The 25,473-nt window shown below is 42.0% G+C and carries 27 protein-coding genes; 3 read left to right on the forward strand and 24 right to left on the reverse strand.

The window, feature by feature from the left end; translation table 11 throughout:
* The 17 genes from purR to D2908_RS06675 all read right to left on the reverse strand — a co-directional run bounded on the left by purR (position 1) and on the right by D2908_RS06675 (position 15,977).
* Positions 1 to 828, reverse strand: a complete 828-nt coding sequence (gene purR, locus D2908_RS06595; RefSeq protein ID WP_117305805.1) for a pur operon repressor — start codon at positions 826 to 828, stop codon at positions 1 to 3.
* Between the two features lie 105 nt (positions 829 to 933).
* Positions 934 to 1,875 (reverse strand): 3'-5' exoribonuclease YhaM family protein, encoded by a 942-nt coding sequence (locus D2908_RS06600; RefSeq protein ID WP_117305807.1) that lies wholly within the window; start codon positions 1,873 to 1,875, stop codon positions 934 to 936.
* Positions 1,865 to 3,121, reverse strand: a complete 1,257-nt coding sequence (locus D2908_RS06605) for a DNA recombination protein RmuC (RefSeq protein WP_117305808.1) — start codon at positions 3,119 to 3,121, stop codon at positions 1,865 to 1,867. Before D2908_RS06605 ends, D2908_RS06600 begins: the two co-directional genes overlap by 11 nt.
* A 1-nt stretch (position 3,122) precedes the next feature.
* Positions 3,123 to 3,785 (reverse strand): thiamine diphosphokinase, encoded by a 663-nt coding sequence (locus tag D2908_RS06610; protein WP_117305810.1) that lies wholly within the window; start codon positions 3,783 to 3,785, stop codon positions 3,123 to 3,125.
* Positions 3,748 to 4,404, reverse strand: coding sequence for a ribulose-phosphate 3-epimerase (rpe, locus tag D2908_RS06615; RefSeq protein ID WP_117305812.1), 657 nt, complete (start codon positions 4,402 to 4,404; stop codon positions 3,748 to 3,750). Before rpe ends, D2908_RS06610 begins: the two co-directional genes overlap by 38 nt.
* Before the next feature lie 10 nt (positions 4,405 to 4,414).
* Positions 4,415 to 5,293: a ribosome small subunit-dependent GTPase A gene (gene rsgA, locus D2908_RS06620; protein WP_117305814.1), complete on the reverse strand. Its 879-nt coding sequence runs from the start codon at positions 5,291 to 5,293 to the stop codon at positions 4,415 to 4,417.
* A 1-nt stretch (position 5,294) separates the two neighbouring features.
* Positions 5,295 to 6,167: a 16S rRNA (adenine(1518)-N(6)/adenine(1519)-N(6))-dimethyltransferase RsmA gene (rsmA, locus tag D2908_RS06625; protein WP_117305816.1), complete on the reverse strand. Its 873-nt coding sequence runs from the start codon at positions 6,165 to 6,167 to the stop codon at positions 5,295 to 5,297.
* 130 nt (positions 6,168 to 6,297) lie between these two features.
* The gene (locus D2908_RS06630) at positions 6,298 to 6,606 is read right to left on the reverse strand and encodes a hypothetical protein (protein ID WP_117305818.1); all 309 of its coding nucleotides are present in this window, start codon (positions 6,604 to 6,606) and stop codon (positions 6,298 to 6,300) included.
* Complete coding sequence (locus D2908_RS06635) at positions 6,599 to 7,240, reverse strand: ABC transporter ATP-binding protein (protein WP_117305820.1); 642 nt, start codon at positions 7,238 to 7,240, stop codon at positions 6,599 to 6,601. Before D2908_RS06635 ends, D2908_RS06630 begins: the two co-directional genes overlap by 8 nt.
* Before the next feature lies 1 nt (position 7,241).
* Positions 7,242 to 9,272 (reverse strand): bacteriocin-associated integral membrane family protein, encoded by a 2,031-nt coding sequence (locus tag D2908_RS06640; protein WP_165847456.1) that lies wholly within the window; start codon positions 9,270 to 9,272, stop codon positions 7,242 to 7,244.
* 268 nt (positions 9,273 to 9,540) lie between these two features.
* Positions 9,541 to 10,440 (reverse strand): helix-turn-helix transcriptional regulator, encoded by a 900-nt coding sequence (locus tag D2908_RS06645; RefSeq protein WP_117305824.1) that lies wholly within the window; start codon positions 10,438 to 10,440, stop codon positions 9,541 to 9,543.
* A gap of 71 nt (positions 10,441 to 10,511) precedes the next feature.
* Positions 10,512 to 11,072 (reverse strand): ribonuclease M5, encoded by a 561-nt coding sequence (rnmV, locus tag D2908_RS06650; protein WP_117305825.1) that lies wholly within the window; start codon positions 11,070 to 11,072, stop codon positions 10,512 to 10,514.
* Positions 11,072 to 11,845, reverse strand: coding sequence for a TatD family hydrolase (locus D2908_RS06655; protein ID WP_117305827.1), 774 nt, complete (start codon positions 11,843 to 11,845; stop codon positions 11,072 to 11,074). Before D2908_RS06655 ends, rnmV begins: the two co-directional genes overlap by 1 nt.
* A 77-nt stretch (positions 11,846 to 11,922) precedes the next feature.
* Entirely contained in the window at positions 11,923 to 13,887 is a 1,965-nt protein-coding gene (locus tag D2908_RS06660; RefSeq protein ID WP_117305829.1) for a peptide ABC transporter substrate-binding protein, read from the reverse strand.
* Between the two features lie 137 nt (positions 13,888 to 14,024).
* The gene (gene rpmH / locus D2908_RS06665) at positions 14,025 to 14,159 is read right to left on the reverse strand and encodes a 50S ribosomal protein L34 (protein ID WP_000831905.1); all 135 of its coding nucleotides are present in this window, start codon (positions 14,157 to 14,159) and stop codon (positions 14,025 to 14,027) included.
* A 144-nt stretch (positions 14,160 to 14,303) separates the two neighbouring features.
* A complete protein-coding gene (locus D2908_RS06670) occupies positions 14,304 to 15,518 on the reverse strand; it encodes a pyridoxal phosphate-dependent aminotransferase (RefSeq protein WP_117305831.1) in 1,215 nt (404 codons plus the stop codon).
* Positions 15,519 to 15,674: 156 nt separating this feature from the next.
* Positions 15,675 to 15,977, reverse strand: a complete 303-nt coding sequence (locus D2908_RS06675) for a hypothetical protein (RefSeq protein WP_165847457.1) — start codon at positions 15,975 to 15,977, stop codon at positions 15,675 to 15,677.
* Positions 15,978 to 16,138: 161 nt separating this feature from the next.
* On the opposite strand from D2908_RS06675, the gene D2908_RS06680 reads away from it, so the two are divergent.
* On the forward strand, positions 16,139 to 16,591 hold the full coding sequence (locus D2908_RS06680; protein ID WP_117305833.1) for a universal stress protein: 453 nt from the start codon (positions 16,139 to 16,141) through the stop codon (positions 16,589 to 16,591).
* 34 nt (positions 16,592 to 16,625) lie between these two features.
* Here the strand turns inward: D2908_RS06680 and D2908_RS06685 are convergent, their stop codons facing one another.
* A complete protein-coding gene (locus tag D2908_RS06685) occupies positions 16,626 to 18,014 on the reverse strand; it encodes a Cof-type HAD-IIB family hydrolase (protein ID WP_117305835.1) in 1,389 nt (462 codons plus the stop codon).
* A 65-nt stretch (positions 18,015 to 18,079) separates the two neighbouring features.
* Between D2908_RS06685 and D2908_RS06690 the strand changes: the two genes are divergently transcribed.
* Complete coding sequence (locus D2908_RS06690) at positions 18,080 to 19,042, forward strand: asparaginase (protein ID WP_117305837.1); 963 nt, start codon at positions 18,080 to 18,082, stop codon at positions 19,040 to 19,042.
* 53 nt (positions 19,043 to 19,095) lie between these two features.
* On the opposite strand, the gene ccpA is transcribed toward D2908_RS06690, so the two are convergent.
* A complete protein-coding gene (gene ccpA, locus D2908_RS06695) occupies positions 19,096 to 20,106 on the reverse strand; it encodes a catabolite control protein A (RefSeq protein WP_117305839.1) in 1,011 nt (336 codons plus the stop codon).
* A gap of 234 nt (positions 20,107 to 20,340) precedes the next feature.
* Here ccpA and D2908_RS06700 point away from each other — a divergent pair, with 234 nt between their 5' ends.
* Positions 20,341 to 20,658 carry a DUF960 domain-containing protein gene (locus tag D2908_RS06700; protein ID WP_117305841.1) on the forward strand — a complete coding sequence of 106 codons (318 nt, stop codon included), beginning with the start codon at positions 20,341 to 20,343 and terminating at the stop codon, positions 20,656 to 20,658.
* Between the two features lie 159 nt (positions 20,659 to 20,817).
* Here the strand turns inward: D2908_RS06700 and folK are convergent, their stop codons facing one another.
* The 5 genes from folK to D2908_RS06725 form a co-directional block, all read right to left on the reverse strand.
* Positions 20,818 to 21,630 (reverse strand): 2-amino-4-hydroxy-6-hydroxymethyldihydropteridine diphosphokinase, encoded by an 813-nt coding sequence (gene folK / locus D2908_RS06705; RefSeq protein ID WP_117305843.1) that lies wholly within the window; start codon positions 21,628 to 21,630, stop codon positions 20,818 to 20,820.
* A gap of 157 nt (positions 21,631 to 21,787) precedes the next feature.
* The gene (folE, locus tag D2908_RS06710) at positions 21,788 to 22,342 is read right to left on the reverse strand and encodes a GTP cyclohydrolase I FolE (protein ID WP_004247172.1); all 555 of its coding nucleotides are present in this window, start codon (positions 22,340 to 22,342) and stop codon (positions 21,788 to 21,790) included.
* Entirely contained in the window at positions 22,323 to 23,645 is a 1,323-nt protein-coding gene (locus D2908_RS06715; RefSeq protein ID WP_117305844.1) for a folylpolyglutamate synthase/dihydrofolate synthase family protein, read from the reverse strand. The genes folE and D2908_RS06715 overlap by 20 nt, the downstream gene beginning before the upstream one ends.
* Position 23,646: 1 nt before the next feature.
* Complete coding sequence (gene folP, locus D2908_RS06720) at positions 23,647 to 24,624, reverse strand: dihydropteroate synthase (protein WP_165847458.1); 978 nt, start codon at positions 24,622 to 24,624, stop codon at positions 23,647 to 23,649.
* Positions 24,625 to 24,717: 93 nt separating this feature from the next.
* The gene (locus D2908_RS06725) at positions 24,718 to 25,425 is read right to left on the reverse strand and encodes a CPBP family intramembrane glutamic endopeptidase (RefSeq protein WP_165847459.1); all 708 of its coding nucleotides are present in this window, start codon (positions 25,423 to 25,425) and stop codon (positions 24,718 to 24,720) included.
* Between the last annotated feature and the right edge of the window lie 48 nt (positions 25,426 to 25,473).

Raw genomic sequence — 25,473 nt, forward strand, 5'->3', positions numbered from 1 at the left:
TTATTTTTCTTCGTCAAAGATATTACCAACCTCAACATCGATAGTTTGATTCTTGACATCAATATTGGTTACCTTCAAGAGTGACTTGTAGTCAAACTGCTTTTCACGTTCTTCTTGGGCGTTATCCGCAAAGACCGCCACACCTGCCAGTTCTGAATCGAACTCGCGCAAGAGACTGATCATCCCATTGACAGTTCCGCCACCCTTCAAGAAATCATCCACAATCAAGACGCGGCTACCAGCCTTGAGACTACGTTTTGAAAGGAACATTTTCTCAATACGATCACCACTTGAACCTGAAACATAGTTGACGCTAACAGTTGAACCTTCAGTAATTTTCAAATCACGACGAACAATAACAAAAGGAACATTGAGAACATTGGCAACTGCATTTGCAAGTGGAACACCTTTGGTCGCTACGGTCATAACCGCATCAATTTTTTGGTCCATAAAGCTCTTGGCAATAATGCGACCAATATTTTTCAAAATGGCTGGTGTACTAAGCAAATCAGATAGGTAGATGTAGCCACCTGGCAAGATACGATCACTTTCTGACAACTTGGCACGCAAGTCCTCAACCATTTCCTTGGCATCATGGCTTGAGATTGATGGTGTGAAAATGACACCACCACCAGCACCAGTTACTGTCTGAATATGGCCGATCTCAATTTCCTCAAAGGCACGTTTGATAATAACGATATCCTCTGAGATGGATGATTTAGCAGATTCATACTTTTCAGCAAAAGTATTGAGACTAGTTAGTTTATAAGGATTATTAATCAAATAGTTGGAAATGACAACCATCCGATCACTTCTTCTTAATTTCATTTCTATTTCCCATTTCATTTAATTTTGATATTTTATCTATTATACCATATTTACATAAAAAAACGAACATTCTTATCCTAAAAAATGCTCGTTTTTCTTAAATTATTAATCTAAATCTGGTTTATAGAAGGAACGATTGTCCATAGCGAAGATTTTATTGGTCATCTCTCCTTTATCTACCAAAGCCAGAGCTGTTGTCATCATCATCATGCTAGCATCCAGATTGTCAATCATATGGATAATCTCTGCTTCCATTACACGAGGACGGACTGGACTTCCATACTCAAGTAAACCGTGGTGACTGAGGATGACATGACGAAGCAAAACGACTTCTTCCTTGTTATCATCAATGCCGAGCTCCATCACTGTCTTAGTAATTTCACTATCAATGAGAGCGATATGTCCAAGTAGATTGCCTCGTACTGTGTACTCAGTCTGGTCTGGTCCTGTCAACTCAATAACCTTAGCTAAGTCATGTAGCATAATCCCAGCATAGAGCAGACTCTTATTGAGCTGAGGATAGATTTCACTAATGGCATCTGCCAAACGCACCATGGTTGCCGTATGATAGGCCAAACCTGTTTCAAAGGCGTGGTGGTTAGTCTTGGCAGCTGGATAGGAGTAAAACTCCTTGTCGTATTTAGTGTAGAGATTTCGGACGATCCGTTGCCAGACAGGATTTTCAATTTTAAAAATCATTTGCGACATGTAGTCACGAATTTCCTTGACATCAACTGGCGACTTGACCTTGAAATCAGCTGGGTCATTGGGTTCGCTAGGTTGAGGCAGACGGAGAGTAATTTGGTTGACTTGAGGGGTGTTGTTATACACTTCTCGGCGTCCTTTCATGTGGACAACCTTACCTGCAGTAAAGGCCTCAATGTTATGAGGTTGGGCATCCCATAGCTTCCCCTCAATCTCGCCACTATCATCTTGAAAGGTAAAGGCTAGGTAGTTTTTTCCAGCTCGTGTCTGCCTCAGGTCAGCTGATTTGATTAGGTAAAAGCCTTCAAATAGCTCATCTTTTTTCATGTGACTAATCTTCATATTCTTCCTCATTTTCTTGGAATTGCAGCAGATCAAGCGCAGGCTCACCTTCTGATAACTCAATGTGACGGAGCGTCCGCTCGATAGCTGTGGTACGACGGTTTAATAATTCATCAATATTGCCAGAGGCATGTTGGAGATGTTTTTGTGCCTTGACCAGAATACCACCAAACTTGCCAAACTCTGTCTTAACGCTAGCAAGGGTCTTACTGATATGGTCGGCACTCTTTTGAATATTGAGGGTTTTGAAACCAACTGATAGAGAATTGAGAAGGGCTGATAGGGTACTTGGACCTGCAACAATAATCTGCTCCTCCCTTCTCAAATCATCAAAGAAGACAGGATTGCGGACGATTTCTGAATAGAGACCTTCTGTCGGAACAAACAAAATTCCAAAATTGGTCGTCCTAGGCGGCGCTATGTACTTGCTCTTGATATCCTTGGCAAAGCGCTTGACGCTGGCTAGGAGCGACTTACGGCAGCGTTCGATTTCGTCCTTGTCACCCACTTCATAGGCTTCTTCTAGGCGATAATAATCAGTCAGCGGAAACTTGGAGTCAATTGGTAGATAGACGTATTCTTGGTCGCCTTGTCCAGGTAACTTGATGGCATACTCCACTCGTTCACTAGAGTTTTCAACCGTTGCGTATTCTCGTTCGTACTGGGCAGGTGTCATGATATCTTCGATGATTTGCCCCAGTTGTAATTCGCCCAGAATTCCTCGCGTTTTAGTCCCCGAGAGAACCTTGTTGAGGGCTCCGACATCGCGGGCAACTGTCTGCATTTCTCCAAGACCACGATTAACAGACTCCAATTGCTTGGAAACTGTCTCAAAAGAGGCCTGCAAGCGTGTTTGTAAGGTCTTTTCTAACTTTTCCTCAACCGTTTGTCGCATCTGTTCCAAGCGTTGCTCGTTTGATTCCTGCAAGGCCTGAAGACGTTGGTCAGTTTTATCCCTAGTTTGCAAGAGATTATCTGTCATTTCTTGACGAACTTGAGTCAAGCCTTGGTGCAATTCGATTCGTACTTCTTGCAAACGGTCACTAACAGCCACTTCCAAATCTTTTTGGTCTAACTGGCTGGCTTGTCTGGCTTGTTCGAAGCGGTAATCCAGCTGATCTGACAGATGATCTGCCTGGTCTTCTAAACTCTTGGTCAGATATTTCTCCTGCTTGTCCTGCCTTTGCCAGATTAGAAAGAGGCCAGCTAGGTTGGCAATCAATAATAGAACAAGTAAACTTTCCATCCTACCTCCTGTCCTTGCTATGCAGCACGACTACATAGCCATCTGGGCAAGTCACCGACACTTCCCTATCTATATATTCGTTAGAAGCGTAGACTTTTTTAAAGAAAAAATTTTCCTCTGTCAACTCATACTTGGCACCAAGAATGGTCAACTGACTATCCCTAACCGGCATAAAGGCTAGATAGTCGTAGTCCGAGCGGGGTTCTAGCTGGCTGGTCCCTTCTGGGCAATAGGCAATCAAATTTTGCCCATCCTCAATCTCTATCTGGCGCATATAGGGCGCCAACTTGGGATTACTAGGTAGAAAGACATTAGCCAGCATATGGTCAATACGACCACCCAAAGCACCGAAAATAGTAACCTCAGCCTGAGGATTTTGCTCAAAGATGGTTAAGAGGGCCAATTCCAAATCGGTATCATCCTTTTCTGGCTGAGCTTTTACAAAATACTGGGCACATTTTTGAATCATCTTTCTCTCTTCTTGCGTCACAGAATCAAAATCGCCAACTGCTAGAGCAAGAGGCAAATCTTCTTCCAAGACCCAGAGAGAGCCTCGATCTACACCGACAAAGCAATCAAAATCTGTCCGATAATGACCGCGGTCTCCGCCCGCAAAAACGGCAACCCTAGTCCAGTTGTTTTCTGAGAGTTTGTACTCGCTCATTAACATCTCCCTTAAAGACATAGGAACCTGCTACAAAAACTGTCGCACCAGCTTCTTTGGCTTGAGCAATCGTTTGGTTATCAATCCCACCATCGACTTCGATCTCAAATTTCAAACCTTTTTCCTGACGAAGGGCGACCAACTCACGGACCTTATCCATGGTCTCTGGTAGAAAGGCTTGCCCACCAAAGCCTGGGTTAACTGTCATGACTAAAACTTGGTCAACTAGATGAAGGACGTGCTTGATGGCCTCAACTGGTGTGCCAGGATTGATAACAACCGATGGTTTGACACCGAGTGAACGAATTTTTTGGAGGGCTCCATGAATATGGGGCGTTGCTTCCACATGGATGCTGATGATATCCGCACCTGCACGCGCAAAGTCTTCTAAGTGGTGTTCAGGGTTTGACACCATCAAGTGGCAGTCAAAGACCATTTTGCTATGAGGGCGCAGACTCTCGACCACACCCGCACCAAAACTGATTTGCGGTACAAAATGACCATCCATGATATCGATATGGGCATATTCTGCCCCAGTTGCTTCTAGGCGTTTGATTTCACGTTCAAAGTTGGCATAATCTGCTGCCAGAATTGACGGAGCAATCTTGTATTGAGACATAGGTTTCTCCTTATTTTGGTATTTTTTTGCTGACTTTTTTATAGGTTTCTCTGCGATTTTCAATCTCACTGAGAAATTGCAGGTAGTTGTCAAAACGGAAGGTGGCAATAATTCCTTCTTCTACAGCTGGCTTGACAGCACAAGACGGCTCATGGGTATGGGTACAAGTGCGGAATTTGCAGTCTCGACTGACACTAGCAATCTCGGGAAAGGCCTGATTGAGGTCTTCAGCCGTTGTTACTTCATAATCCAGTGATGAAAAGCCTGGTGTGTCTGCGATTTTACCCCCATTGAGGTTGTAAAAACTAACAGCTCGAGTGGTATGGCGCCCACGACCCAGACTGTCTGAGATTTCTCCTGTTTCAAGATTGAGATCAGGTGCGATTTTATTGAGAAGAGTTGATTTCCCGACACCTGTCTGGCCCATAAAGACTGTAACCTTGCCTGTTAACAAGGGCAAAAGTTCCTCCTTACGGGTCACAAAGTCGTAACCAATATCACGATAAGTCTGTTCATAAAAATCCAGTTCTGACCTATCTTCCAGCAAGTCCATTTTGGAAATATAGACGATGGGATGAATACCCTTGTGCTCTAAAAGAATCAAGAAGCGATCCAGCAAATTGCTGTTGAAGTCCGGTTCCTTGACAGACATGATTACTACAGCTTGGTCAATATTGACAATAGGGGGACGGACCAGACTGTTTTTCCGTTCATGAATTTTGAGAATGTAACCCTCTGAATTTTCCTCGGCAGAGAAATCTACCCAGTCCCCAACGTAAGGGGTATGGCCTTTTTTACGAAAATTCCCACGCGCGCGTGTTTGATAAACCCGACCTTCACTCTCTACATAGTAGAAGCCTGCCAAGGCCTTAATGATTTGTCCCTGCATCTTAGAGTCCTTGTCCTTTGAGCGCATCTGCTAGGCTAGCAAATTCTGCCAAGCTGAGAGCTTCTCCACGTACACTTGGTGACAAGCCTGCTTGGTCCAAAGCCTTGGTCAGCTTGTCCTTGACCTCTTCAGTCTTGCCAAAATAACCTGTCAAGTTATTCCACAATGTCTTGCGGCGATGGGTGAAACTAGCCTTGGAAACCTTAAAGAAGAAGCTCTCGTCTTCTACTGCTACAGCTGGCTCTGGACGGCGCACCATTTTCAAGATAGCCGAGTCCACGTTTGGCGCTGGCACAAAGACCGTACGAGGTACGATAAAGGCAACCTTGGCAGTCATGTAGTACTGAACCGCAATCGACAAGCTACCATAAGCCTTAGTATTCGGCTGCGCTGAGATGCGATCCGCCACCTCTTTTTGCATCATGACCACAAACTCACTAAAAGGAATGCCACTTTCAATCAAGTGCATGAGAATAGGCGTCGTGATGTAATAAGGCAAATTAGCCACTACCTTGATTGGCAGGTCAGGATTTTTGAAATTCTGGATATGTTGCGCCAAATCGACTTTGAGAATATCCTCGTTGACTACGGTCACATTGTCAAAATCACGCAGGGTATCTGCTAAAATCGGTACCAAACGGTTATCGATCTCAAAAGCCATGACCTCTGCTGCACGCTCAGCCAAAAATTCCGTCAAAGCACCTATCCCAGGCCCGATTTCGATAACATTGACCTGATCATCAATCTCAGCCGTATCTACAATCTTTTGAAGGATATTGGTATCCGTCAGGAAATTTTGCCCAAAGGATTTTTTAAAGGTAAAACCGTGACGCTCCAGCACTGCCTTGGTCACGCTATAATCTGCAATTCTCATCTATTCTCTTTTCTATTATCTGTTACTACTATTGTAACACATTCCCCTTGTATTTTGGGGGTGAAAATCATACCAAAAAACTATCTTTCCTCATGAAGAAAGATAGTCTTGGAAATCTTTAAAGGGGGACTTAGCGGTTCTCTCGAAACATACGTTCAAAAAAATCAGCTTCTTTATAACTTCGATTTTCAGGTAGAGTCAAATCCACATCATCCTCCACATTATCCACTGTCAGTTCAACCGTTTGAGGTAAATTTTTCAAAGGATAATGCTTTTGCCTTTGCCCTTCAATACTTGCAAAATCCAGCAAATACCCATTTACTCGGATTTGAACTAAAAGAAGATGATTGGTCATGTTTTCCATGATGAGGATGTCTTCTAAACCACCTCTGGCACTCGGATAATCAGATACCCTGCGAATACGAATTTTCTCACACATGAGTAAGCTCCCTCATATCAATGATTTCATCGGCCTTATTCCAGACTAGGGGATTATGGGTCGCAATGATGATCATTCGATTTTCATCTTTCAAGCCCACCAAGAGATTCATAACTTCCTCTGAATTTTCAGGATCAAGAGCTGCTGTTGGTTCATCTGCCAAAATCAAGGGTGGATTTTTCAAAATAGTCTTAGCAAGAGCAACTCGTTGGGCCTCTCCTCCAGATAAAGTATAAATTTTTTGTTCTAGATCCAAATACCCTAGATTGACCTTTTCTAAAGCCTCAGCTTGTTTTTCCAATCGTTCTGCTTTTGAAATTTTTTGACCAACAAAGCCCAAATCCAAGTTTTCTTTGATGGATTGGTTTTCTAAGAGGCCAAAATTTTGAAAGAGATAGCCCATCTGGTCTCGAAAATACTCCCGAGTGGGAATGGTTTTTAAATCCTTCCCTTGATAGAGAACTCGTCCTCCATCAATCTTTTCTAACTTTCCTAAGATATTAAGTAAAGTCGTCTTGCCACTTCCACTCTTTCCGATTAAGGCATAAACCTTGCCCTTCTCCAGCTTGAGATTTAAACCAGAAAAAATCGCTCGGTCATTAAACTTCTTTTCCAATCCTTGAATATCAATCATCTTATTTTCCTTTCAATACTGCCATACTTCCAGCCTCTTCTTTTTTATCCTGTCTTACTAAAATCAAGAGGGCATTAAGAGCAAACAAAGCTACAACTAGAGCGCTAATCAAGCTATCTCCCGTTAAAACACTAGATAGGATTAGCCCAAGCAATAGAACTCCACCTTGCCCCAGTAAATACTTACCATGAAGCTCATAGATTGTCATACCAGAGAGACGTTTAATCATAATTTCCCGTCTGAACTGCTCAAAATAGATAAGGCTCATGGAATCAAATAACAAAATAGCCGTAGACAGGGTCAAAATCGTCCCAATAAGGAGAGAGTAAAACTCCGTCCGTTTGTCATTTAGTACCTTGGCAAAAAATAGCTGGCTTTTTACCAAATAAGAGACCTTATGATACAGACCTTGCTCTTTTAGAGCTGTGATGCTGTCTTGATATTGATCTAATTTCAAGGCACTGTTAGCTGTCGTCCCCCATAACATCCCTGCAACAGGTCTTGTTCCAGTCGCTTGCGGTGTTAGAACCACAATTATCGGATCTTTTAGGTATTGACGTGTTGTCTTGTACCCATCGTTATAGAGGAAGCGTTCCTGTCCTGTTTCTGTGAAAGCTAGCGTTACCTGTGGAAGGTAGTGTTTCTGACTCGTCGCTTCTACACTTTCAGATGAAAAGTTTTGCAGGTGATCTGTAAATAATCCTTGATAGTAGGCAGCCTGCTCTCGCAAGCTCTCAGGCAAAATCAGCCCAAACTCTCCCTCAGACAAGTTTTGCATCTTGTCCATAAACTCTGAAGAAACAGTAATCTTTTCTTCTATCAGATAACGCGGTGAGACATAGATAACATTCCCTGACGGTGTGTAATCATTTAGACGATTGCCATCTAGGTCCACTTCTTCTCCATCTAAGAAATTGTCAACATTGCTCATAATGTAAAAAGAGGCGGTATTTGCTAATCGTTCTTCAGTAAATGTCTGCCACTCGCGATTGTCCTTACGCATTCCTTCTTCATCGGCAAATGCACTAGACCAGCCAAAGGAGAGGCGGTAACGGTCTGAGGACTGGCTCCATTTATCGCTTGCCTTCTCCATCTCCTGCATTTCACGGTAGTGGGGTAGGAGAGCAGTCGCACTCGAGCCGACCACCAATACAGCTAGAAGTTGCCCCACCATCATCAATGTCATCATACGTTTGAGAGGGAGTTTCCCTTTTAATAGATCCATCAGACTATTTTCTTGTAAACCAAGTAGATAGACGACACTTAGTAAAGTAGAAATCCCTACCAAAGCCAATCCATAAAGCAGAAGACCAATGATAACAAGCTGCACCGTTGCCATAAACAAGGCGCCTTGATACCAGAGAAGCCCAAATCCCAAAAGACTAGATACCAGCACCGAGAAGATAAGCTGTCTTACATCTTCTAACACCGGTCTGAGAGTAACCCCAAACAAGCTCTCACCAGCAATTAAGCGAATCCCTGCCTGACGAAGGGATTTGATCCGATAAATCAGGGTCAGACTCATAAAGGTCAGCAGAAAAATAGCTAAACTCAGTAGCACCATTGGGGTAGCCACCAATAGTAAGACTATCGAAAATGGATCTTCTCCATTCGAAACAAAGCCTTGATAGCCAAGTTCTTTCAAGGTGGTCTGTAAGCTCACTCCATCCAAACTTCCTGACACAATCAAGTAAGAACCTAATAAATCACTCGTTTCTGCACTCTCCTTGGAGGACATGGTCAGACCTTCAGGAAGCTCTCCCTGACCATAAGTAGCATAGGTAAAGCGTGTTTCTCCTGCTTCATTTGGCTCAACGATCCGACGTGCGATGAGACTATTTTGCTCTACTGCCAAGTGACTCAAAGCCTCTGTCAGCTCTTCGCGACTAGCTACTGGTTGATTTATCACCCTTCCTGTCACATCAACAGAGGAATAGTTTCCAAATAAAATCTCTTCTCGATGGTCAACGGAAGTTATTGCCATATAAAGCGATACCAATACCATTGAAATCAAAATAAATAAACGTTTCATCATTTCCTCCAAAAAGTTACTTGGTCACTTACAGAGAAAATGACCACAGTCACTGCGATGTTAAGAAGCTTATTAAGTTCTTTCTACTAGCAACATCTTCAAATATATTATATCCGTTTTTTCAAGAACTAGCAAGGACATCAACGTCCTTAAAATAGAACCATTTCGTGTCATTTTTAGCTTATATATAAAAAAACAGCCCTAAAGACGAACTTTAGAACTGTTTTGATACGAGGACAAGGACATTTTTGTCATTGTTTCACCATGTTTATAAATATTTTTTAACATCTTCCTGCCACTCTTCTGTTAATTTTTTTACCAAAAAATCCTTAGCAATTAAATGAGCAAAAGTTTTAGAAGACTGGTAAAATGACTCAGCTAAACTAAAATCTCTTTTTTCTCTTAATGCTTGTTTCCACAAAAACATAAACACAAGAGGTTTCTTTTGATAATCTTGAGTTCTATCCATTATTTCCTGTAAGCAGGACAAGTAGTCATTAAAACAATCAGTCAACTCTACCTTTTCAAGACAACACATCCCTGCGATAAGGGTATCTCTTATTATAAAAAAATTTTCCAATCGAGTTACTTCCTTTTGCTTTGCGAGAAGTGACATAATTTTTTCAATTTGATTCACAAAGTTAGCAAGATCTTTTCTAATAAGCATTTGATAGAAAAACAAACGAATCAATAAAATATCGTTTACTGAATAAGCCTCTTTTTCTGTAATTTCATGCATATTTTCCTCAAGTATCAATTCAGCATATTCAGGTCTCCTAGTTCTAGAGGTATCCAAACTTGCCTGTAGTACTTCACATGCCAGCTGTTCTTCTTTAGGAAGCTTATCAAAATATGTTTTATAAATCTCTTCCAAGCATGCTTCCTTCTTATCGTACTCCTCTTCTTTACCATAGATTGGTTCACGTAAAACCTGGTATTTCAGCTCTAAGTAACCAGAAGGAAGGGCTGTAAAGTCTGGCATAAGGCTATAAGCTGGAACTCCTAAACGGCGTGCAATGTAGTCTAACTTCGGTAAACTCGGTTGCGAAGTTCCACTTTCAATTCGCGACAGTTGACGAACTGTCAGTTCTTGCTCATCTCCACAAAAATCTGGACGGCTAATGCCTTTCCCCACCCGAATCTCTTTGATTTTTTGACCAATTAACATCAAACGCCTCCTCTTCTACCTGCTTCGAAAAATACTGTGAAACTTAAAAAAGTGTAACGGCTACATCTTTCCTACTCATACGATTTCATGGCCTCTTCCACTTCTGCCAAGCTGATCCCAAATAGCTCTAAGCGCTTGAGAAGTTGCTTACCGTTGGAATAGCCGATGCGAAGGCTTTCTCCTAGATATTCTCTGCGTTTTCGGCTATCCGCTCCTGCCAGAAAACCCAGACGAATCAAGTCACTACGGCTAATATCAAAGTCACTTTCTGCTTCAAACTGCTCAGTAACTTGTGTCAAAGCTGTTTTCAAATCATCATAGCTAGCATGTTCGATTCCCAGAGAACGCCCCTTGGTTTTGGACTTGGGAACAGCTTCATCTCGTTTGAGGAAAGCATGCTGAACTGTTGGAATGGCTGTCATAATCATGCGGCGAATCCGCTCCCCATTAAAGTCAGGATCTGTAAAGACAATGACTCCATGCAGTTCATGCAGGCGCTGAATCCGCTCTATATCTTGATCATTGATTGCCGATCCTCGTGTCTCATAAGTCTCCACATCAAAATAACGTTTAAGATTGGCTGTATCATCCCGTCCTTCAACCACGATTACTTGAGAAATTTTTTCTTTCATTACTTGCCGTCCAATCCAAAGATACCTTCTGCATTTGCAGTCGTTGCTGCCGCTAACTCCTCGGTTGTCATCTCACGCAAATCCGCGATAAAGTTCACTACATAGCGCGTATAGGCTGTTTTATTTTCACGACCCCGTTTAGGAACAGGAGCCAAGTAAGGCGCATCCGTTTCTACCAAAATCTTATCTAAAGGAAGTTTTTTAGCTGCTTCTTGGATATCAGTTGCTTTCTTAAAAGTCACCACTCCTGAGAAGGAAATAGTCATGCCAAGCGCGACAAACTTTTCTGCCCATTCAAGAGTTACCGAAAAAGAATGCATGATACCACCTCGTGGACCAACTCCTTCACTCTTAATAATCTCATAAGTATCTTCCAGTGCATCACGAGTGTGAACCACAAAAGGCAAATCCAGTTCCTTAGACAGCTGAATCTGACGGCGAAAAACCTGCTCCTGCACTTCTTTTGGCGCCGTCATCCAATGGTAGTCTAAACCAATCTCACCTAAAGCCACAACCTTGGGATGTTTTAATTTATCCAACAAGTAAGCCTCGACTTCCTCGGTGTAAGTCCCTGCTTCTGTCGGATGCCAACCGATGGTCGCATAGAGTTGCTCATACTCATCTACCAACTCCAAAGCACGCTCAATGGTCGGTTCATCAAAACCAACAATATTCATCTGTGTCACACCCATCTCAGCAGCTAAGGCAATTTCTTCTGCCTCACGACCTGCAAATTCTTCTACATTTAAGTGTGTATGTGTATCAAAAATCATTTCTTCTAACCTCGTTTTCTATCTACTATTATACCAAAAAGAGAAAGAGGCGTAGCACCATCTTTCTCCCTTTTTCTTTATTCTACATGTTTTGCCAAATCTTCCTGAGCTTTTTTATTTGACTCAGCTTTTTCTTTTTGCCATTTTTCATAAAGTTCTTGATACTGTTTAGCAGTCACTGGCTCTTTTTGCAATTCAACATATTTGTAGTTGTCCGCATTTCCCTTATGACCAACAAATGAGAATGGTCCTGTAAACGGTACAGTCTTACGGAAGATTGGATTAGCTCCACCACTTTGAACTGGTAGGAAGAGAGCACTATCTGTCAACCAAGCTTGAGCGTCAGCATATTTTTCATAGCGGGCCTGAGTATCTGTGATTTCCGCATCAGCCTGATCCAAGAGTTTCTTGTAGTCAGAAAGACCAATCTTGTCCTTAACTTCCTTGTCTTTTCCTTCAGACAAGCCCATGTTTTTCAACTGAGAACCAGTCTCTGGGTCTAGAATAGCTAGGTAAGTCTTCGGATCTGAGTAGTCTCCACCCCATCCTGATATGTCAATATCGTAGTCTTTTTGTTCTGCTGTATCTGCAAAGAATGTAGCTTGGTCCTTCTCATCTGGAGATAGTTGGATAACATCGATGACTACATTCTCCTTACCAAGGGTTTCTTCCACTGTTTGTTTGAAAGATCCAGCCTGTTGCACATCTAACTTAGCAGTCTGGTCAACTGGCATATCCAAATGAATTGGGAAAGTTACTCCCTGTGCTTGCAAACTTTCTTTGGCCTTAGTAAACTTCTCTTTGGCCTTTTCAGGATTCAAGAAGGCTTGCTTACCATCGTTTAGGTCGATATTGGCCCAATCTTTACCGTAGTTGACAATTTTCTCATTGACAATATCACCAAAGTTCTTATCACCAACTTGGACAAAGTTACTTGGTGTAACCGTATTACGTAAGATACGGTCTGCTCCATCTTCACCATTTGTCTGCGCTGCATAAGCATGACGGTCAAAGGCAAAGTTGATAGCTTGACGGAAATCCTTATTTTGCATAGCTGCGCGTGAATCTGTCTTTTCCTTATCAGACTGTTTCATAGTCTGCTTGTAGCTTTGACGATTAACGTTGAAAAGATAGTAGAAGGTAACTGAGTTTTGTGGTGTGTAGGTAATCTTGTCCTCATTTCCCTTCTTGAGTTCAGCGAAGACTGAACTTGTTGGGAAGATACGGCCATCAGTATAGTTACCATCCAGGAAACCTCTAGCAATGCTGTCTTGGTCAGAACCGTCAAAGAAAGAGAGCTTCACTTTCTCAATTTTGACATTATCCTTATCCCAGTAGTTAGGGTTTTTATCAAACTCAATCAAAGATTTTGATGTGAATGATTTAAACAAGTAAGGACCATTTGACAAGATACTTGATGGTGTCACACTTCCAAAATCATCTCCCTTAGACTTCAAGAAGGCTTCATTTACAGGACTAAGAATACTTGCTGTTGTTTTAGAGTTCCAATAAGTCTCAGGTTGGTTGAGAGTGTATTGTAGCGTATAATCATCCACTGCCTTAACACCAACAGTTTCAAAATCAGAAGATTTCCCTTCAACATAATCTGCTAGCCCTTTGATAGAGTCTTGTACCAAGTACAAGTTTTCAGCCTTTTTATCAGCCGCATACTTAAGACCAGTCACAAAGTCATGGGCTGTCACATCCGCATACTCTTCTCCTTCAGAAGTGTACCATTTAGCTCCCTGACGGATTTTATAAGTGTAGGTCAAACCATCTTTTGACACCGTCCATGATTCAGCTATAGAGGGGATGAGATTGCCGTACTGATCATTTTCCAACAAACCATCAATCAAGTTGGTTGTGATACTAGATGTAGAATCTCGTGTAGAGGTAATATAATCCAAGGTATCTGGGTTGCTGACAAAGATATAAGAGTAAGTCTTGTCTGCATTACTTGATTGGGAAGACCCACATGCTGCTAGAGCTAAACCTGCTGTCAAAGCTACAGCTCCAAAAAGCATAACTTTTGATTTCTTCATGATTATTCTCCATTTTTTACTATATGTGAAATATTATACACTATTTGAGCAAAAATATAAAGTCTTTTGAACATTTTTACAAAAATAAAAATCAGTAGACTCGAGTTCCTACTGATTTTTGATATAGTTTGTTTGGATTATGCAGCCAAAACTTTGCGTCCTTTACGACGACGAGCTGCCAATACGCGACGACCGTTTTTAGTTGACATACGGTTACGGAATCCGTGTTTGCGCGCACGACGAAGTTTACTTGGTTGATAAGTACGTTTCACGATGAATACCTCCTCATAGATTTTGTATTCGTTTAGCCGGCTATAAAGTGATCAGTTACTAAACATACTTTACTATTCTATCTGATTCTTTCGCTTTTGTCAATAGCTCTAGGCAAATGTTTCCAGCTTTTTCGAATGTAAGCCCTATCTGCGATACTGTTTCAAGAAACGAGTCATCTTTTCTTGGATTTGGGCTAATTCATCAACACGAGGAAGGTAAACAATACGGAAGTGGTCTGGTTCCTGCCAGTTAAAGCCTCGACCATGAACCAAGAGAACCTTTTCCTGTTTCAAGAAATTAAGAACAAATTGCTCATCATCATCGATATGGTACATATTGCGGTCGATTTTAGGGAAGATATAGAGTCCAGCCTTGGGTTTAACCGCAGACAAACCTGGGATATCTTGAATGGCATTGTAGATGAAGTTTCTTTGCTCGTAAATTCGTCCACCAGGAAGGAGCAATTCATCGACCGACTGGTGACCACCCAAGGAAGTTTGTACGACTTGTTGGGCCAAAACGTTAGAGCAAAGGCGCATATTGGATAGCATATTGAGCCCTTCAATATAGCCCTTGACATGAGTCTTCGGTCCAGACAAGACCATCCAACCCACACGGAAACCAGCAATACGGTGGGATTTTGATAGACCATTCATGCTGACACAGAAGACATCTGATGCCAAGCTCGCCACAGGCGTATGTACATGTCCATCCATGACCATGCGGTCGTAAATTTCATCCGCAAAGATAATCAAATCGTTTTGACGGGCAATCTCAATAATCTCCAGCAAGAGTTCCTTCGGATAAAGGGCTCCAGTTGGATTGTTTGGATTGATAAGGACGATTGCCTTGGTATTGGAAGTGATTTTTGACTTGATATCGTCAATATCTGGGTACCATTCTGCAGCTTCATCGCAGATATAGTGAACGGCATTTCCTCCAGCTAGGCTGACAGCTGCTGTCCAGAGAGGATAGTCTGGCATTGGCACCAAGACCTCATCCCCGTTGTCCAAAAGCCCCTGCATGGACATGACAATCAGTTCACTGACACCATTTCCAAGGTAAATATCATCAATATCTACATTTGGGAATTTCTTCAATTGGCAATACTGCATGATAGCCTTACGGGCTGAGAAAATCCCTTTAGAGTCAGAATATCCTTCACTATCACGCGCATTCATAATCAAGTCATGAATGACCTCGTCAGGCGCTGTAAAGCCAAATTCTGCTGGATTTCCTGTATTCAGACGTAAAATCTTTTCTCCGTTTGCTCGCATCCGCATGGCTTCTTCCAAAACAGGACCACGGATATCATAAGCAACATGCTCTAATTTACTAGACTTGTTATATTCTTTCATCTTGTTTCCTCAATTCATCAGGATAGTAACATTATACCACTAGAAAGAGCATGCGACAAGTTTACTGAAATCTGTTACTAGCTTCATGCAGAAGAAAAACCTCGCTAAAAGCGAGGTCAAGACAGTGGAAATAGCAGAGATTTTACGCAAGACATATCACATACCAAAAGATAAACCTAGAAAAAGCAAGCCTAGAAAGGAGTCATAAAGAAGATTAAACATGAGGAAAAGCTCCCATATCATCAAGTAATCCTTGCGACCACTTCTTTTAGCGACTAGGAATAACGCCAAATGGTAGAGTAAATGAAAGACTAAAAAGCCAACAAAACCTGGATAAAGAAGCGGAATCAACTTCTCTAATTGCCAGATCATAATCACTTCTACCAAGACTGAAACTAGGATGATTCCATAATAAAGGAAATTTGATTTTTTTGTTTCTTGAAAAGAGTTTTTCATCATTTTCCCTCCCTTCACTTCTTCCCTGCTATCTTTTCTTTTATTTTAACATATATACATAAATATGTTAAACGCTAAGATTCTTTTAGAAAATACTTTTTTTACTTTACTTCTATAGTGAAAAGGTTTACAATTATAGTAAGAAAATTTCAGGAGGTTTCATTATGACACAACGTTACCAAAATATTATGGTCGCAATCGATGGTTCTAAGGAAGCGGATTTAGCTTTTGTCAAGGGAGTTCATTCTGCTCTACGAAACGACGCAAAACTCACCATCGCTCATGTCATTGACACACGCGCTCTTCAAAGCGTATCCACCTTTGATGCTGAAGTTTACGAACAACTCCAAGTTGACGCTGAAAGTCTGATGAAAGAGTACGAAAAACGTGCTAAAGATGCTGGGGTGGCAGATGTTCATATCGTCATTGAAATGGGAAATCCAAAGACCCTCTTGGCACGTACTATTCCTGATGCTGAAGGAGTGGACCTCATCCTTGTTGGTGCCACTGGTCTCAACGCTTTTGAACGCCTCTTGGTCGGCTCTTCATCCGAACACATTCTCCGCCATGCTAAGGTCGATTTACTTGTTGTGAGAGAACAAGAAAAAACCTTATAATGACAACAAAAAGGAGCTTTGGGCTCCTTTTTGTTTACGATTTATTTCTCTTTTTATGGCGCTCATAGGCCTTTATCTGGCGCTCAATTTCCTTTTTAATAGCAGGCTCTGGAGTATATCTCTCCTCCCAGTCATCTGGTTTTAAGATTTTGTGGGTCACTGGATCAAAGTGAGCCTTACCATCTGGAAAAATTTTCCCCATATTAGCCTGATGGACAATGTCAAAAATCCGTTCTGGATCCACTCCCATCAAAACAAAACTACCATAGATGAAGTAAAGCGTATCAATCAAGGCATCCACCTGCCCTACCAAATCTTGCTGGGCAGGTGTTTTCTTGGCTACTTTATCCGCTGCTTGATCGAGAGCTTGATGAAGTTGTGATAGAGCTTGACCAAAGTCCTCTTCAGAGGGACTGGCTGCTCGGACAAACTCCACCAATTCTTCTATTTTAAAACCAGCCCTGTGGGTGGCACCTTCTAAGTCCCAAGCTCGAGGTTCTTCTTGGGTCCGTTCATCCATCATGTGGTGGAAGGTCTTAACTTTATTAAAATGATAGTCACGGCTGACAAAGACTTTTTCTGAGGCCAGAACACCAAAATGTTCCAGGGCCTTGTGGATCCCATCTTGCTGATTACTGGTTGTGATGTGCTTGGCAACTTCCTTGACACTGCTGCTACCATTTCCCATAGCGACCGACATACCAACACCAGCCAGCATTTCTAGGTCGTTATCCGAGTCACCAAAGGCCATCACTTGGTTGAGGTCAAAGCCGTATTCTTTCCCAACTCGGCGAATACCTTCCAATTTAGAGTTTCCTTGATTGATGACATCCGCTGCAAAAGGATTGCTACGTGTCAATTTCAAGTCTTCAAAATCAGCTGCCACCTTCTCAGTTTCTTCTGGCGTCATCAGCATCAAAACTTGGTAGATAGGCTGATTCATTAGATGAAGCAAGTCTTCTTCCTCTTGGGGAACAACCTTGCTGACCATGCGATTAAAGGACTGACTCACCGTCCGAGTTAAAATAGAGGGAACGAAGCGACTGATTCGTTGGGAAAAAGAACCCAGACCAAAGGACATGATTTTAGAACCCAACATAGCATCCTTGGTCCCTAGGGCAATCTCCTTGCCCTCTTTTTTTGCATAGCCAATCAGCTGGCGCAAATGTAACTTGGAAATAGGACTCGTGAACAAGACTCTGTCTTTATTAAAAATATACTGACCATTGTAGGTTACCGCAAAATCCAAATCTAAATCGTCCATCAATTCCTTAACAAAAAAAGGTCCTCTCCCTGTCGCTACACCGACAAGTACCCCTTGTTCTTTGACAATCTTAATCGCATCCTTAGTGGATTTCAAAACACTCTTGCGATCATTGACCAAGGTTCCATCGATATCAAAAAAAACAGCTTTGACTTCCATCCTATCTCAATCTCCCCTTTTGTGATACAATGATTATACCACATTTCAGAAAGAGTGAGTAAATCATGCCTAAGAAAATCCTTGTTTTACATACGGGTGGGACTATTTCCATGCAAGCCGATGCTTCTGGCGCTGTTGTGACGAGTTCAGATAATCCCATGAACCATGTGTCCAATCCTCTTAAAGGAATCCAAGTCCAGGCCTTGGACTTTTTTAACCTGCCAAGTCCCCATATCAAACCAAAGCATATGCTGGCCCTCTACCAGAAAATTAAAGAGGAAGCACATAACTACGATGGTGTTGTCATCACACACGGAACCGATACTCTAGAAGAAACCGCTTATTTCCTGGATACCATGGAAGTTCCCCATATGCCTATCGTTTTAACAGGTGCCATGCGCAGCTCCAACGAACTCGGCAGTGACGGTGTTTATAATTATCTGAGTGCTTTGCGGGTGGCTAGCGATGACAGGGCTGCTGATAAGGGAGTTTTGGTTGTTATGAACGATGAAATCCATGCTGCCAAGTATGTTACCAAAACACATACGACCAACGTCGGCACCTTCCAGACCCCAACACATGGACCTCTTGGTCTGATTATGAAACAAGAAATTCTCTACTTTAAAACAGCTGAACCTCGTGTTCGCTTTGACCTTGATCACATACAAGGCTTGGTCCCTATCATCTCAGCTTATGCTGGTATGACAGATGAGCTGATTGATATGCTGGATTTGGAACAATTGGACGGTTTGATTATCCAAGCCTTCGGAGCTGGTAATATTCCCAAAGAAACAGCTCAAAAATTAGAAAGCCTTCTACAAAAAGGAATCCCAGTCGCTCTGGTTTCACGATGCTTTAACGGTATTGCTGAACCTGTTTATGCCTACCAGGGTGGGGGCGTGCAGTTGCAAAAATCTGGTGTCTTCTTTGTTAAAGAACTCAACGCCCAAAAAGCCCGCTTGAAACTCCTCATTGCCCTCAATGCTGGACTAACAGGACAGGCTTTGAAAGACTATATGGAAGGCTAAGTCTCTTCTCTCGAAAGCAAAATCAGGAAATCTTCACGATTCCCTGATTTTTTCTATTTACGTTTTCGTGTTGAACGGCGTTCTGTCAAACCATGTGGTAAGAGAACTTCGCGTTCTTCCAACTCTTCCTTGTGCATAATCTTAGTCAGCATACGCATACTAATGGCACCAAGGTCATAAAGAGGTTGAGCAATAGTTGTCAAGTTTGGGCGAGTAAAGCGTGAGATTTGTGAATCATCACTAGTAATGATTTCAAACTCTTCTGGCACAGATACACCGTGATCAGCCAAACCATTCAAGACACCTGCTGCCAATTCATCACCTGTTACAACTGCTGCAGTTGCGTTTGATGAAATTAAGCGCTCAGCCAAAGCATAACCGTCTTCATAAGTGTATTTAGATTCAAATACCAATCCTTCGCTATAGGAAATCCCTGCTTTTTTCAAGGCTTCCTTGTAGCCAACCAAACGAACCTTACCATTGATATCATCTACTAGCGGACCACTAACAAAAGCAATACGCTCATTGTCTTTAGCAAGGTAGCTCACCGCATCAATCGTAGCTTGTTTGTAGTCAATATTGACACTTGGAAGCTGATGTTCTACATCCACTGTCCCTGCAAGAACAACTGGTGTCCGAGAGCGAGAAAATTCTGAACGAATTTTTTCAGTCAAGTGGTACCCCATAAAGATGATCCCATCCACTTGCTTAGAAAACAGTGTATTGACAACTGAAACTTCCTTGTCATCATCTTCATCACTGTTAGCAAGGACGATATTGTACTTGTACATTTCAGCGATATCGTCAATCCCTTTAGCAAGCGTCGAGAAATAACCATTGGTAATATTTGGAATCACAACTCCGACAGTGGTTGTCTTTTTACTTGCAAGACCACGCGCTACGGCATTTGGACGGTAATCCAAACGATCAATCACCTCAAGCACTTTTTTTCGGGTATTCTCTTTTACATTCTTATTGCCATTGACTACACGGCTAACCGTCGCCATTGAAACCCCTGCTTCACGGGCGACATCATAAATCGTTATTGTATCGTCTGTATTCATTCCATTTCCTTTCTATATCATACCTCACGAAACTCTAAAAAGAGACGGTATGAAAATTTCGTTTTCATGATTCTCCTTATTTCATTTTATCACTATTTGTAAACACTTTCAAGCGTTTTTTGAAGATTATTTGAAAAAATTTCATGGGAAGCTATGTTTATGAAAAAAAATCACCTTTTCTTGATTTTTAATCCTATTTGCTGTATGATAAGGGGAAAGAAAGGGGGCAGAAATATGGCTTTTACCAATACCCATATGCGGTCGGCTAGTTTTGGCATTGTTACCAGCTTACCTGATGATATCATCGACTCTTTTTGGTATATTATTGACCATTTCTTAAAAAATGTCTTTGAGTTGGAAGAAGAACTCGAGTTTCAATTGCTTAATAACCAAGGAACAATTACCTTCCACTTTTCAAGTCAACACCTCCCTACAACCATTGATTTTGACTTTAACCATCCTTTTGACCCTCTTTATCCCCCGAAAGTACTGGTTTTAGATATGGACGGTAGAGAAACGATCCTCCTCCCAGAAGAAAATGACCTATTTTAATACTCAATAAAAATCAAAGAGCAAACTAGGAAGCTAGCCGCAAGCTGCTCAAAACACTGTTTTGAGGTTGCAGATAGAAGCTGACGTGGGTTGAAGAGATTTTTGAAGAGTATAAAAACTCTAGCATTCAGTTACAAGTGACTGAAAACTAGAGTTTTTCTATTTTTTCAAAGCATCATACAAGTTGCGGATCGGTTGCTTTAATGTAGGATGGATAAAATGAGGCGCAATTTCTTGAAGAGGTTCAAGGACAAAAAGACGTTCTGCTATGTAAGGATGGGGCAAAATGAGGCCGTCTGTATAAAGGATCTGGTCCTCCACAAAGAGCAAGTCCAAATCAATCAAACGAGGTCCCCAATGCACTTCTCTCACCCGTCCCATCTCTGACTCAATGGCTAACAAGGTCTCTAATAGAACTGGGGCCGGCAACCATGTTTCAACCTCAACCACTTGATTAGCAAAGCTATCTTGCTCTACACCTCCCCAAGGCTCCGTCGTCAAGACACTGGACTCCTTGAGAATATGGATACCACGAGATCGCATTTTCTCAATGGCTTGTTTCAAGTTTGCTTGCTTATCCCCCATATTGCTACCAAGGGCAATAAAGGCTCGCTGCTTACGGCGATGAATGGTTACTGAGCAAGTATCTAGTGGCAAATGTACTGGCGCCCAAGGTTTTTTGAGTTCCAGCTTTATTTCTTGGACAAGAGGATAGGCCTCAAAGGTACGTTCTACCAGCTTGTAGGCTACCGTTTCAATCAAGTCTTCACTCGTTTCCTGAAACCAAGTCGTCCACTGCTGACACAGTTCTCCGTAATGGACAGAAGCCGTTAAATCCAAGTCTGTAGCCGCCTTGGTCATATCATAGGAAAGGATTGCTGAAATGACAAACTTCTGCCCCAATTCCTTTTCACTGGGAAAAAGACCATGATAGGCAAAAATTTCCAAATCCTTAATCTGTAGTTGATCCATAATGTTTCCTTTCTAGAAAAATCCGCTTCAAGCGGATTCTTTTTATACTCAATGAAAATCAAAGTGAAAACTAGGAAGCTAGTCGCAGACTGCTCAAAACACTGTTTTGAGGTTGCAGATGGAAGCTAACATGGTTTGAAGAGATTTTCTAAGAGTATTATAGTCCCATTAAACGATAAGCCTGATCTCGGAGGTCCTTATCTGTTTCAAATAAACCTCGAGCTACAGTTGTCAAGGTTGCAGTGCCAGGTTTTCTGACACCACGCATACTCATACACATATGCTCTGCTTCAATCACAACGAAGGCTCCCTTGGCTCCCAAATACTCCATCAAGGCATCGGCCACTTCGATATTCAAACGCTCTTGAATCTGTGGCTTTTTAGAATAAACTTCAACCGTACGCGCTAGCTTAGACAAACCTGCTACACGGCCATCTGGAATATAGGCAATATGCGCTCTACCATAAAATGGCAAGAAGTGGTGTTCACACATGGTATGGAAAAAGATATCCTTTTCTACCACCATATTGTCGTCAATAATCTCAAACGATTTTGACAAATGTTCCTCCGCTGTTTGACCAAGACCTGAAAAAATCTCTTGGTACATACGAGCCACACGAGCAGGTGTTTCCTGCAAGCCCTCGCGGTTGGCGTCCTCTCCGACAGCCTCGATAATCATTTTTACAGCTGTTTCAATCTTTTGTGTATCCATTCTCGTTTTTCCTTTCCATCAGATAGGCTCTCACTTGGCTCAAGAAATACAAGGAACCTGTGACAATCCTAACTCTTTGTTTCTCTTCTGTTTTATCTGTCAATTTCTGCTCTAGAAAATCCTGCCAGCCCTGGTAGCTGAGATTTCTAGACTTAGCTGCCTCTTTCAGCACGCTTTCATCAGTCGCCCGACTATCGTCAAAATGTGTCAGGGTAAGCTCGGTATCTGGTATTTCCCCCAGCAAATCCAACATATCCTCCAAGGCCTTGGTTTTGATGCAAGTAAAGAGGATTTCCTTACGATAATCCGCAAAGCGTTCTTGCAAGGTTGCTACTAAAGCCTTGATAGCATGAGGATTGTGGGCTCCATCCAAAATCATCAAGGGATCTCTTGACACGATTTCCAAACGCCCTGGCCACCTTGTTTCTTCCAAAGCTTGAGCAAGCAAGTGATTGCTTGCTAGTTCTCTACCATCTTCTTTACAAAAAGTATCAAGTAAAGCTATAGCCATCCCAGCATTCTCTATCTGGTGCAAACCAAGCAGGCCAGTCTGGAAGCGACCTTGTCTGACAACACTTGTATAGTCAAAGACTTCGCCTGTAACCACACTCTTTTGATGGCTGACCTGATAATCTGTCCCGTAGGCAAATCTCGGCGCATCTTTCCCTTCCGCAATGCGGTCAATCACAGCCAAAGCTTCTGAAGCAATACGACCTGTCACCAAGGAAATACCTTGTTTGATAATACCAGCTTTCTGCTCTGCTATAACTTCCAAGGTGTCACCAAGTAGGGCTACATGGTCCAATCCAATAGTCGTAATTCCTGTCAAAATAGGCTGACAGACATTGGTACTATCTAAAAGTCCACCCATGCCGACTTCCATGATGGCCACATCTACTTGCTCTGAAGCAAAGTAGTCATAGGCTATGGCTGTGATAATCTCAAATTCGGTCGTTCCTTGTAAAGCAAGGCCCTTCTCCCCCTCAAGCAAAGACTGATAGTCCACCATGAGAGCTTCTAGTCTCGCTTCTGGAATAGATTCCCCATTGATGCTCATCTGGTCTGTGTAATGAATGAGATAGGGCGAGCTGAAAACACCAACTCTCAGCCCCATCTTTTCTAGCATATTTTTCAAAAAAGTAATGGTCGAACCCTTGCCATTGGTCCCTCCGATATGGATGACCTTGAGTTTGAGATGGGGATTACCACGCAAAGCTAACAGTTCCACCATTCGTTCCAAGCCAAAATGCGGTTGGTCCGTCCGGTAGTTAGCAATCCACTGATTGTTTTCGATTTCTTTCATCTTATTTATATTGTTTTAAATCTAGATTTTCCGCTTCATCAGCCAGACGAATAGCGGAGGCAATTTCAACTGCTATCCTGTGACTAGCTACGTCATGCACGCGCACCACTTCTACACCCTGTCTTGCAGCAATACTAGTTACATGAGCTGAAGCCGTATCTCGATTGCGGAAACCAAGTTCTGTCTCAGGATTGACTTCAAAACCATTTTCTTCAAGAATATTGATTACAAACCTCTTGCGCGACACTCCGAGAAAGATTGGATAGCCTTTCTGATGTAGTTTATCCAGATCCCGTAAAAGAAGCAGATTTTCTTTCTTGGTCAGACCAAAGCCAATTCCTGGATCCAACAGGATATTTTCTTGTGCGATTCCAGCTTGATTCGCTCTCGCCAGTGCTCGTTCAAAGAAAGTCTCCATCAACTCTTCGATTGGCATTTTTTCAAAGTCAGCTAACTCTTCCTCTGTAAAAGCTTGACCAAAGCCAAAATGAGGGAATATAAGCGAGCTAGGGTGATGAGGTCGAGCCATAACTGGATTAAACATGATGACCACTTTCGCTCCAGCCCTAGCTACCACATGGGCCATTTTTTCATCACCCATGAGACCAGTGATATCATTGACTAGATTGGCACCAGCAGCCAAAGCAGCCTCTGCCACCTGACTCTTCCAAGTATCAATAGAGATGAGGACATCACTTTCCTTGCGAATAGCCTTAATCACTGGAACAACACGCTGGATTTCCTCTTCTATCTCAACATAGCTACTTCTTCCCGGCCGAGTTGATTCTCCACCGATATCTAGTATGCTGGCTCCTTCTGCTATCAATTTACGAGCCTGCTGGAGCGCCTGCTCAAGCGCAAAAAATTGACCACCATCCGAAAAGGAATCTGGGGTTACATTGATAATTCCGCAAACAGCTGTCTTTGCATGATTGGCTTTAGTTGACATATCGGTCACTCCCTCAAGGCTTTTCACCATATTATTTCTCTATTTTACCATAAAAAGAAAAAGATGGATACTATTGCATTCATCTTTTTCACAGTAGAAACAAGTAAGCAATTGTCAAAAATCTTAAACAGAAATCCCTAATGTCCGACTCATAATCACCACAAGAGCCAACAAACAGAAAGCAACCCCATTCACAATCATGTGAAGTAAGATAGACATTTCCAAACGTTGGGTCTTGTAAGCCGTCCAAGATAGAACGATCGACATACCTCCATAAATCAATAAAGAAGGTAAATTACTGGGTTGATGCAATAAAGCAAACACAATCGTACCGACTATAAATCCCAAGTTCTCCTTGCCTCGGAAAATCTTTTTAGGAACAATTCCACGACACAAAATTTCCTCACAAATCGGAGCAAGCAAGGTCAGCAAGAAGAAACTGGAAATCAGAGAACTATTCTGAACCATATCGTTGATCTGAGACTGGTTAGCTGTTGTCGTCTCATTTGACAATTGTAACAAGATAGAACCAAGTATATTTGAACAGAAAATGACTAAATAACTCAAGCCCAAACGTGCTAGGTCTTTAGCTCTAAAAAAAGAAAAATTAAAACTAACTAATTGTGTTTTACGAGCTCCAAAAATAAATAGTGCTAAAACTACAATCGAAATACCAGCAACTATCAGTCCTGACTGTAACAGTGGTACTGCATTTAAAGTTAAAATAGCAGTAACTCCTATAGGAATCTGATATAAAATGGTCGCCAGCAAAAAGATTAACAGCCAACCTGCACGATTCAAGATTTCTTTCCACATATTTTTCTCTTTCATCACCTATCTCCTCTGTATTAAAAAAGGGGGAAATCCCCCTGGGTAATC

This window comes from Streptococcus sp. LQJ-218, from assembly GCF_003428885.1.
In the GTDB taxonomy this organism is placed as follows: domain Bacteria; phylum Bacillota; class Bacilli; order Lactobacillales; family Streptococcaceae; genus Streptococcus.

Coding starts and splice junctions, on each gene's coding strand:
- D2908_RS06635 (WP_117305820.1), bottom strand. CDS start 7,240: ATGATTGATATTCAAGGATTGGAAAAGAAGTTTAATGACCGAGCGATT.
- D2908_RS06605 (WP_117305808.1), bottom strand. CDS start 3,121: ATGGAAAGTTTACTTGTTCTATTATTGATTGCCAACCTAGCTGGCCTC.
- D2908_RS06670 (WP_117305831.1), bottom strand. CDS start 15,518: ATGAAAGAATATAACAAGTCTAGTAAATTAGAGCATGTTGCTTATGAT.
- rnmV (WP_117305825.1), bottom strand. CDS start 11,072: ATGAAAGAAAAAATTTCTCAAGTAATCGTGGTTGAAGGACGGGATGAT.
- rpe (WP_117305812.1), bottom strand. CDS start 4,404: ATGTCTCAATACAAGATTGCTCCGTCAATTCTGGCAGCAGATTATGCC.
- rsmA (WP_117305816.1), bottom strand. CDS start 6,167: ATGAGAATTGCAGATTATAGCGTGACCAAGGCAGTGCTGGAGCGTCAC.
- ccpA (WP_117305839.1), bottom strand. CDS start 20,106: ATGAATACAGACGATACAATAACGATTTATGATGTCGCCCGTGAAGCA.
- D2908_RS06675 (WP_165847457.1), bottom strand. CDS start 15,977: ATGATGAAAAACTCTTTTCAAGAAACAAAAAAATCAAATTTCCTTTAT.
- D2908_RS06660 (WP_117305829.1), bottom strand. CDS start 13,887: ATGAAGAAATCAAAAGTTATGCTTTTTGGAGCTGTAGCTTTGACAGCA.
- rsgA (WP_117305814.1), bottom strand. CDS start 5,293: ATGCAGGGACAAATCATTAAGGCCTTGGCAGGCTTCTACTATGTAGAG.
- D2908_RS06640 (WP_165847456.1), bottom strand. CDS start 9,272: ATGAAACGTTTATTTATTTTGATTTCAATGGTATTGGTATCGCTTTAT.
- D2908_RS06690 (WP_117305837.1), top strand. CDS start 18,080: ATGCCTAAGAAAATCCTTGTTTTACATACGGGTGGGACTATTTCCATG.
- folP (WP_165847458.1), bottom strand. CDS start 24,624: ATGGTGAAAAGCCTTGAGGGAGTGACCGATATGTCAACTAAAGCCAAT.
- D2908_RS06630 (WP_117305818.1), bottom strand. CDS start 6,606: ATGTGTGAGAAAATTCGTATTCGCAGGGTATCTGATTATCCGAGTGCC.
- D2908_RS06645 (WP_117305824.1), bottom strand. CDS start 10,440: ATGTTAATTGGTCAAAAAATCAAAGAGATTCGGGTGGGGAAAGGCATT.
- D2908_RS06725 (WP_165847459.1), bottom strand. CDS start 25,425: ATGAAAGAGAAAAATATGTGGAAAGAAATCTTGAATCGTGCAGGTTGG.
- purR (WP_117305805.1), bottom strand. CDS start 828: ATGAAATTAAGAAGAAGTGATCGGATGGTTGTCATTTCCAACTATTTG.
- D2908_RS06685 (WP_117305835.1), bottom strand. CDS start 18,014: ATGGAAGTCAAAGCTGTTTTTTTTGATATCGATGGAACCTTGGTCAAT.
- D2908_RS06610 (WP_117305810.1), bottom strand. CDS start 3,785: ATGAGCGAGTACAAACTCTCAGAAAACAACTGGACTAGGGTTGCCGTT.
- D2908_RS06715 (WP_117305844.1), bottom strand. CDS start 23,645: ATGAAAGAAATCGAAAACAATCAGTGGATTGCTAACTACCGGACGGAC.
- D2908_RS06700 (WP_117305841.1), top strand. CDS start 20,341: ATGGCTTTTACCAATACCCATATGCGGTCGGCTAGTTTTGGCATTGTT.
- D2908_RS06600 (WP_117305807.1), bottom strand. CDS start 1,875: ATGAAGATTAGTCACATGAAAAAAGATGAGCTATTTGAAGGCTTTTAC.
- D2908_RS06655 (WP_117305827.1), bottom strand. CDS start 11,845: ATGATTTTTGATACACATACACACTTAAATGTAGAAGAATTTGCAGGT.
- D2908_RS06680 (WP_117305833.1), top strand. CDS start 16,139: ATGACACAACGTTACCAAAATATTATGGTCGCAATCGATGGTTCTAAG.
- folK (WP_117305843.1), bottom strand. CDS start 21,630: ATGGATCAACTACAGATTAAGGATTTGGAAATTTTTGCCTATCATGGT.
- folE (WP_004247172.1), bottom strand. CDS start 22,342: ATGGATACACAAAAGATTGAAACAGCTGTAAAAATGATTATCGAGGCT.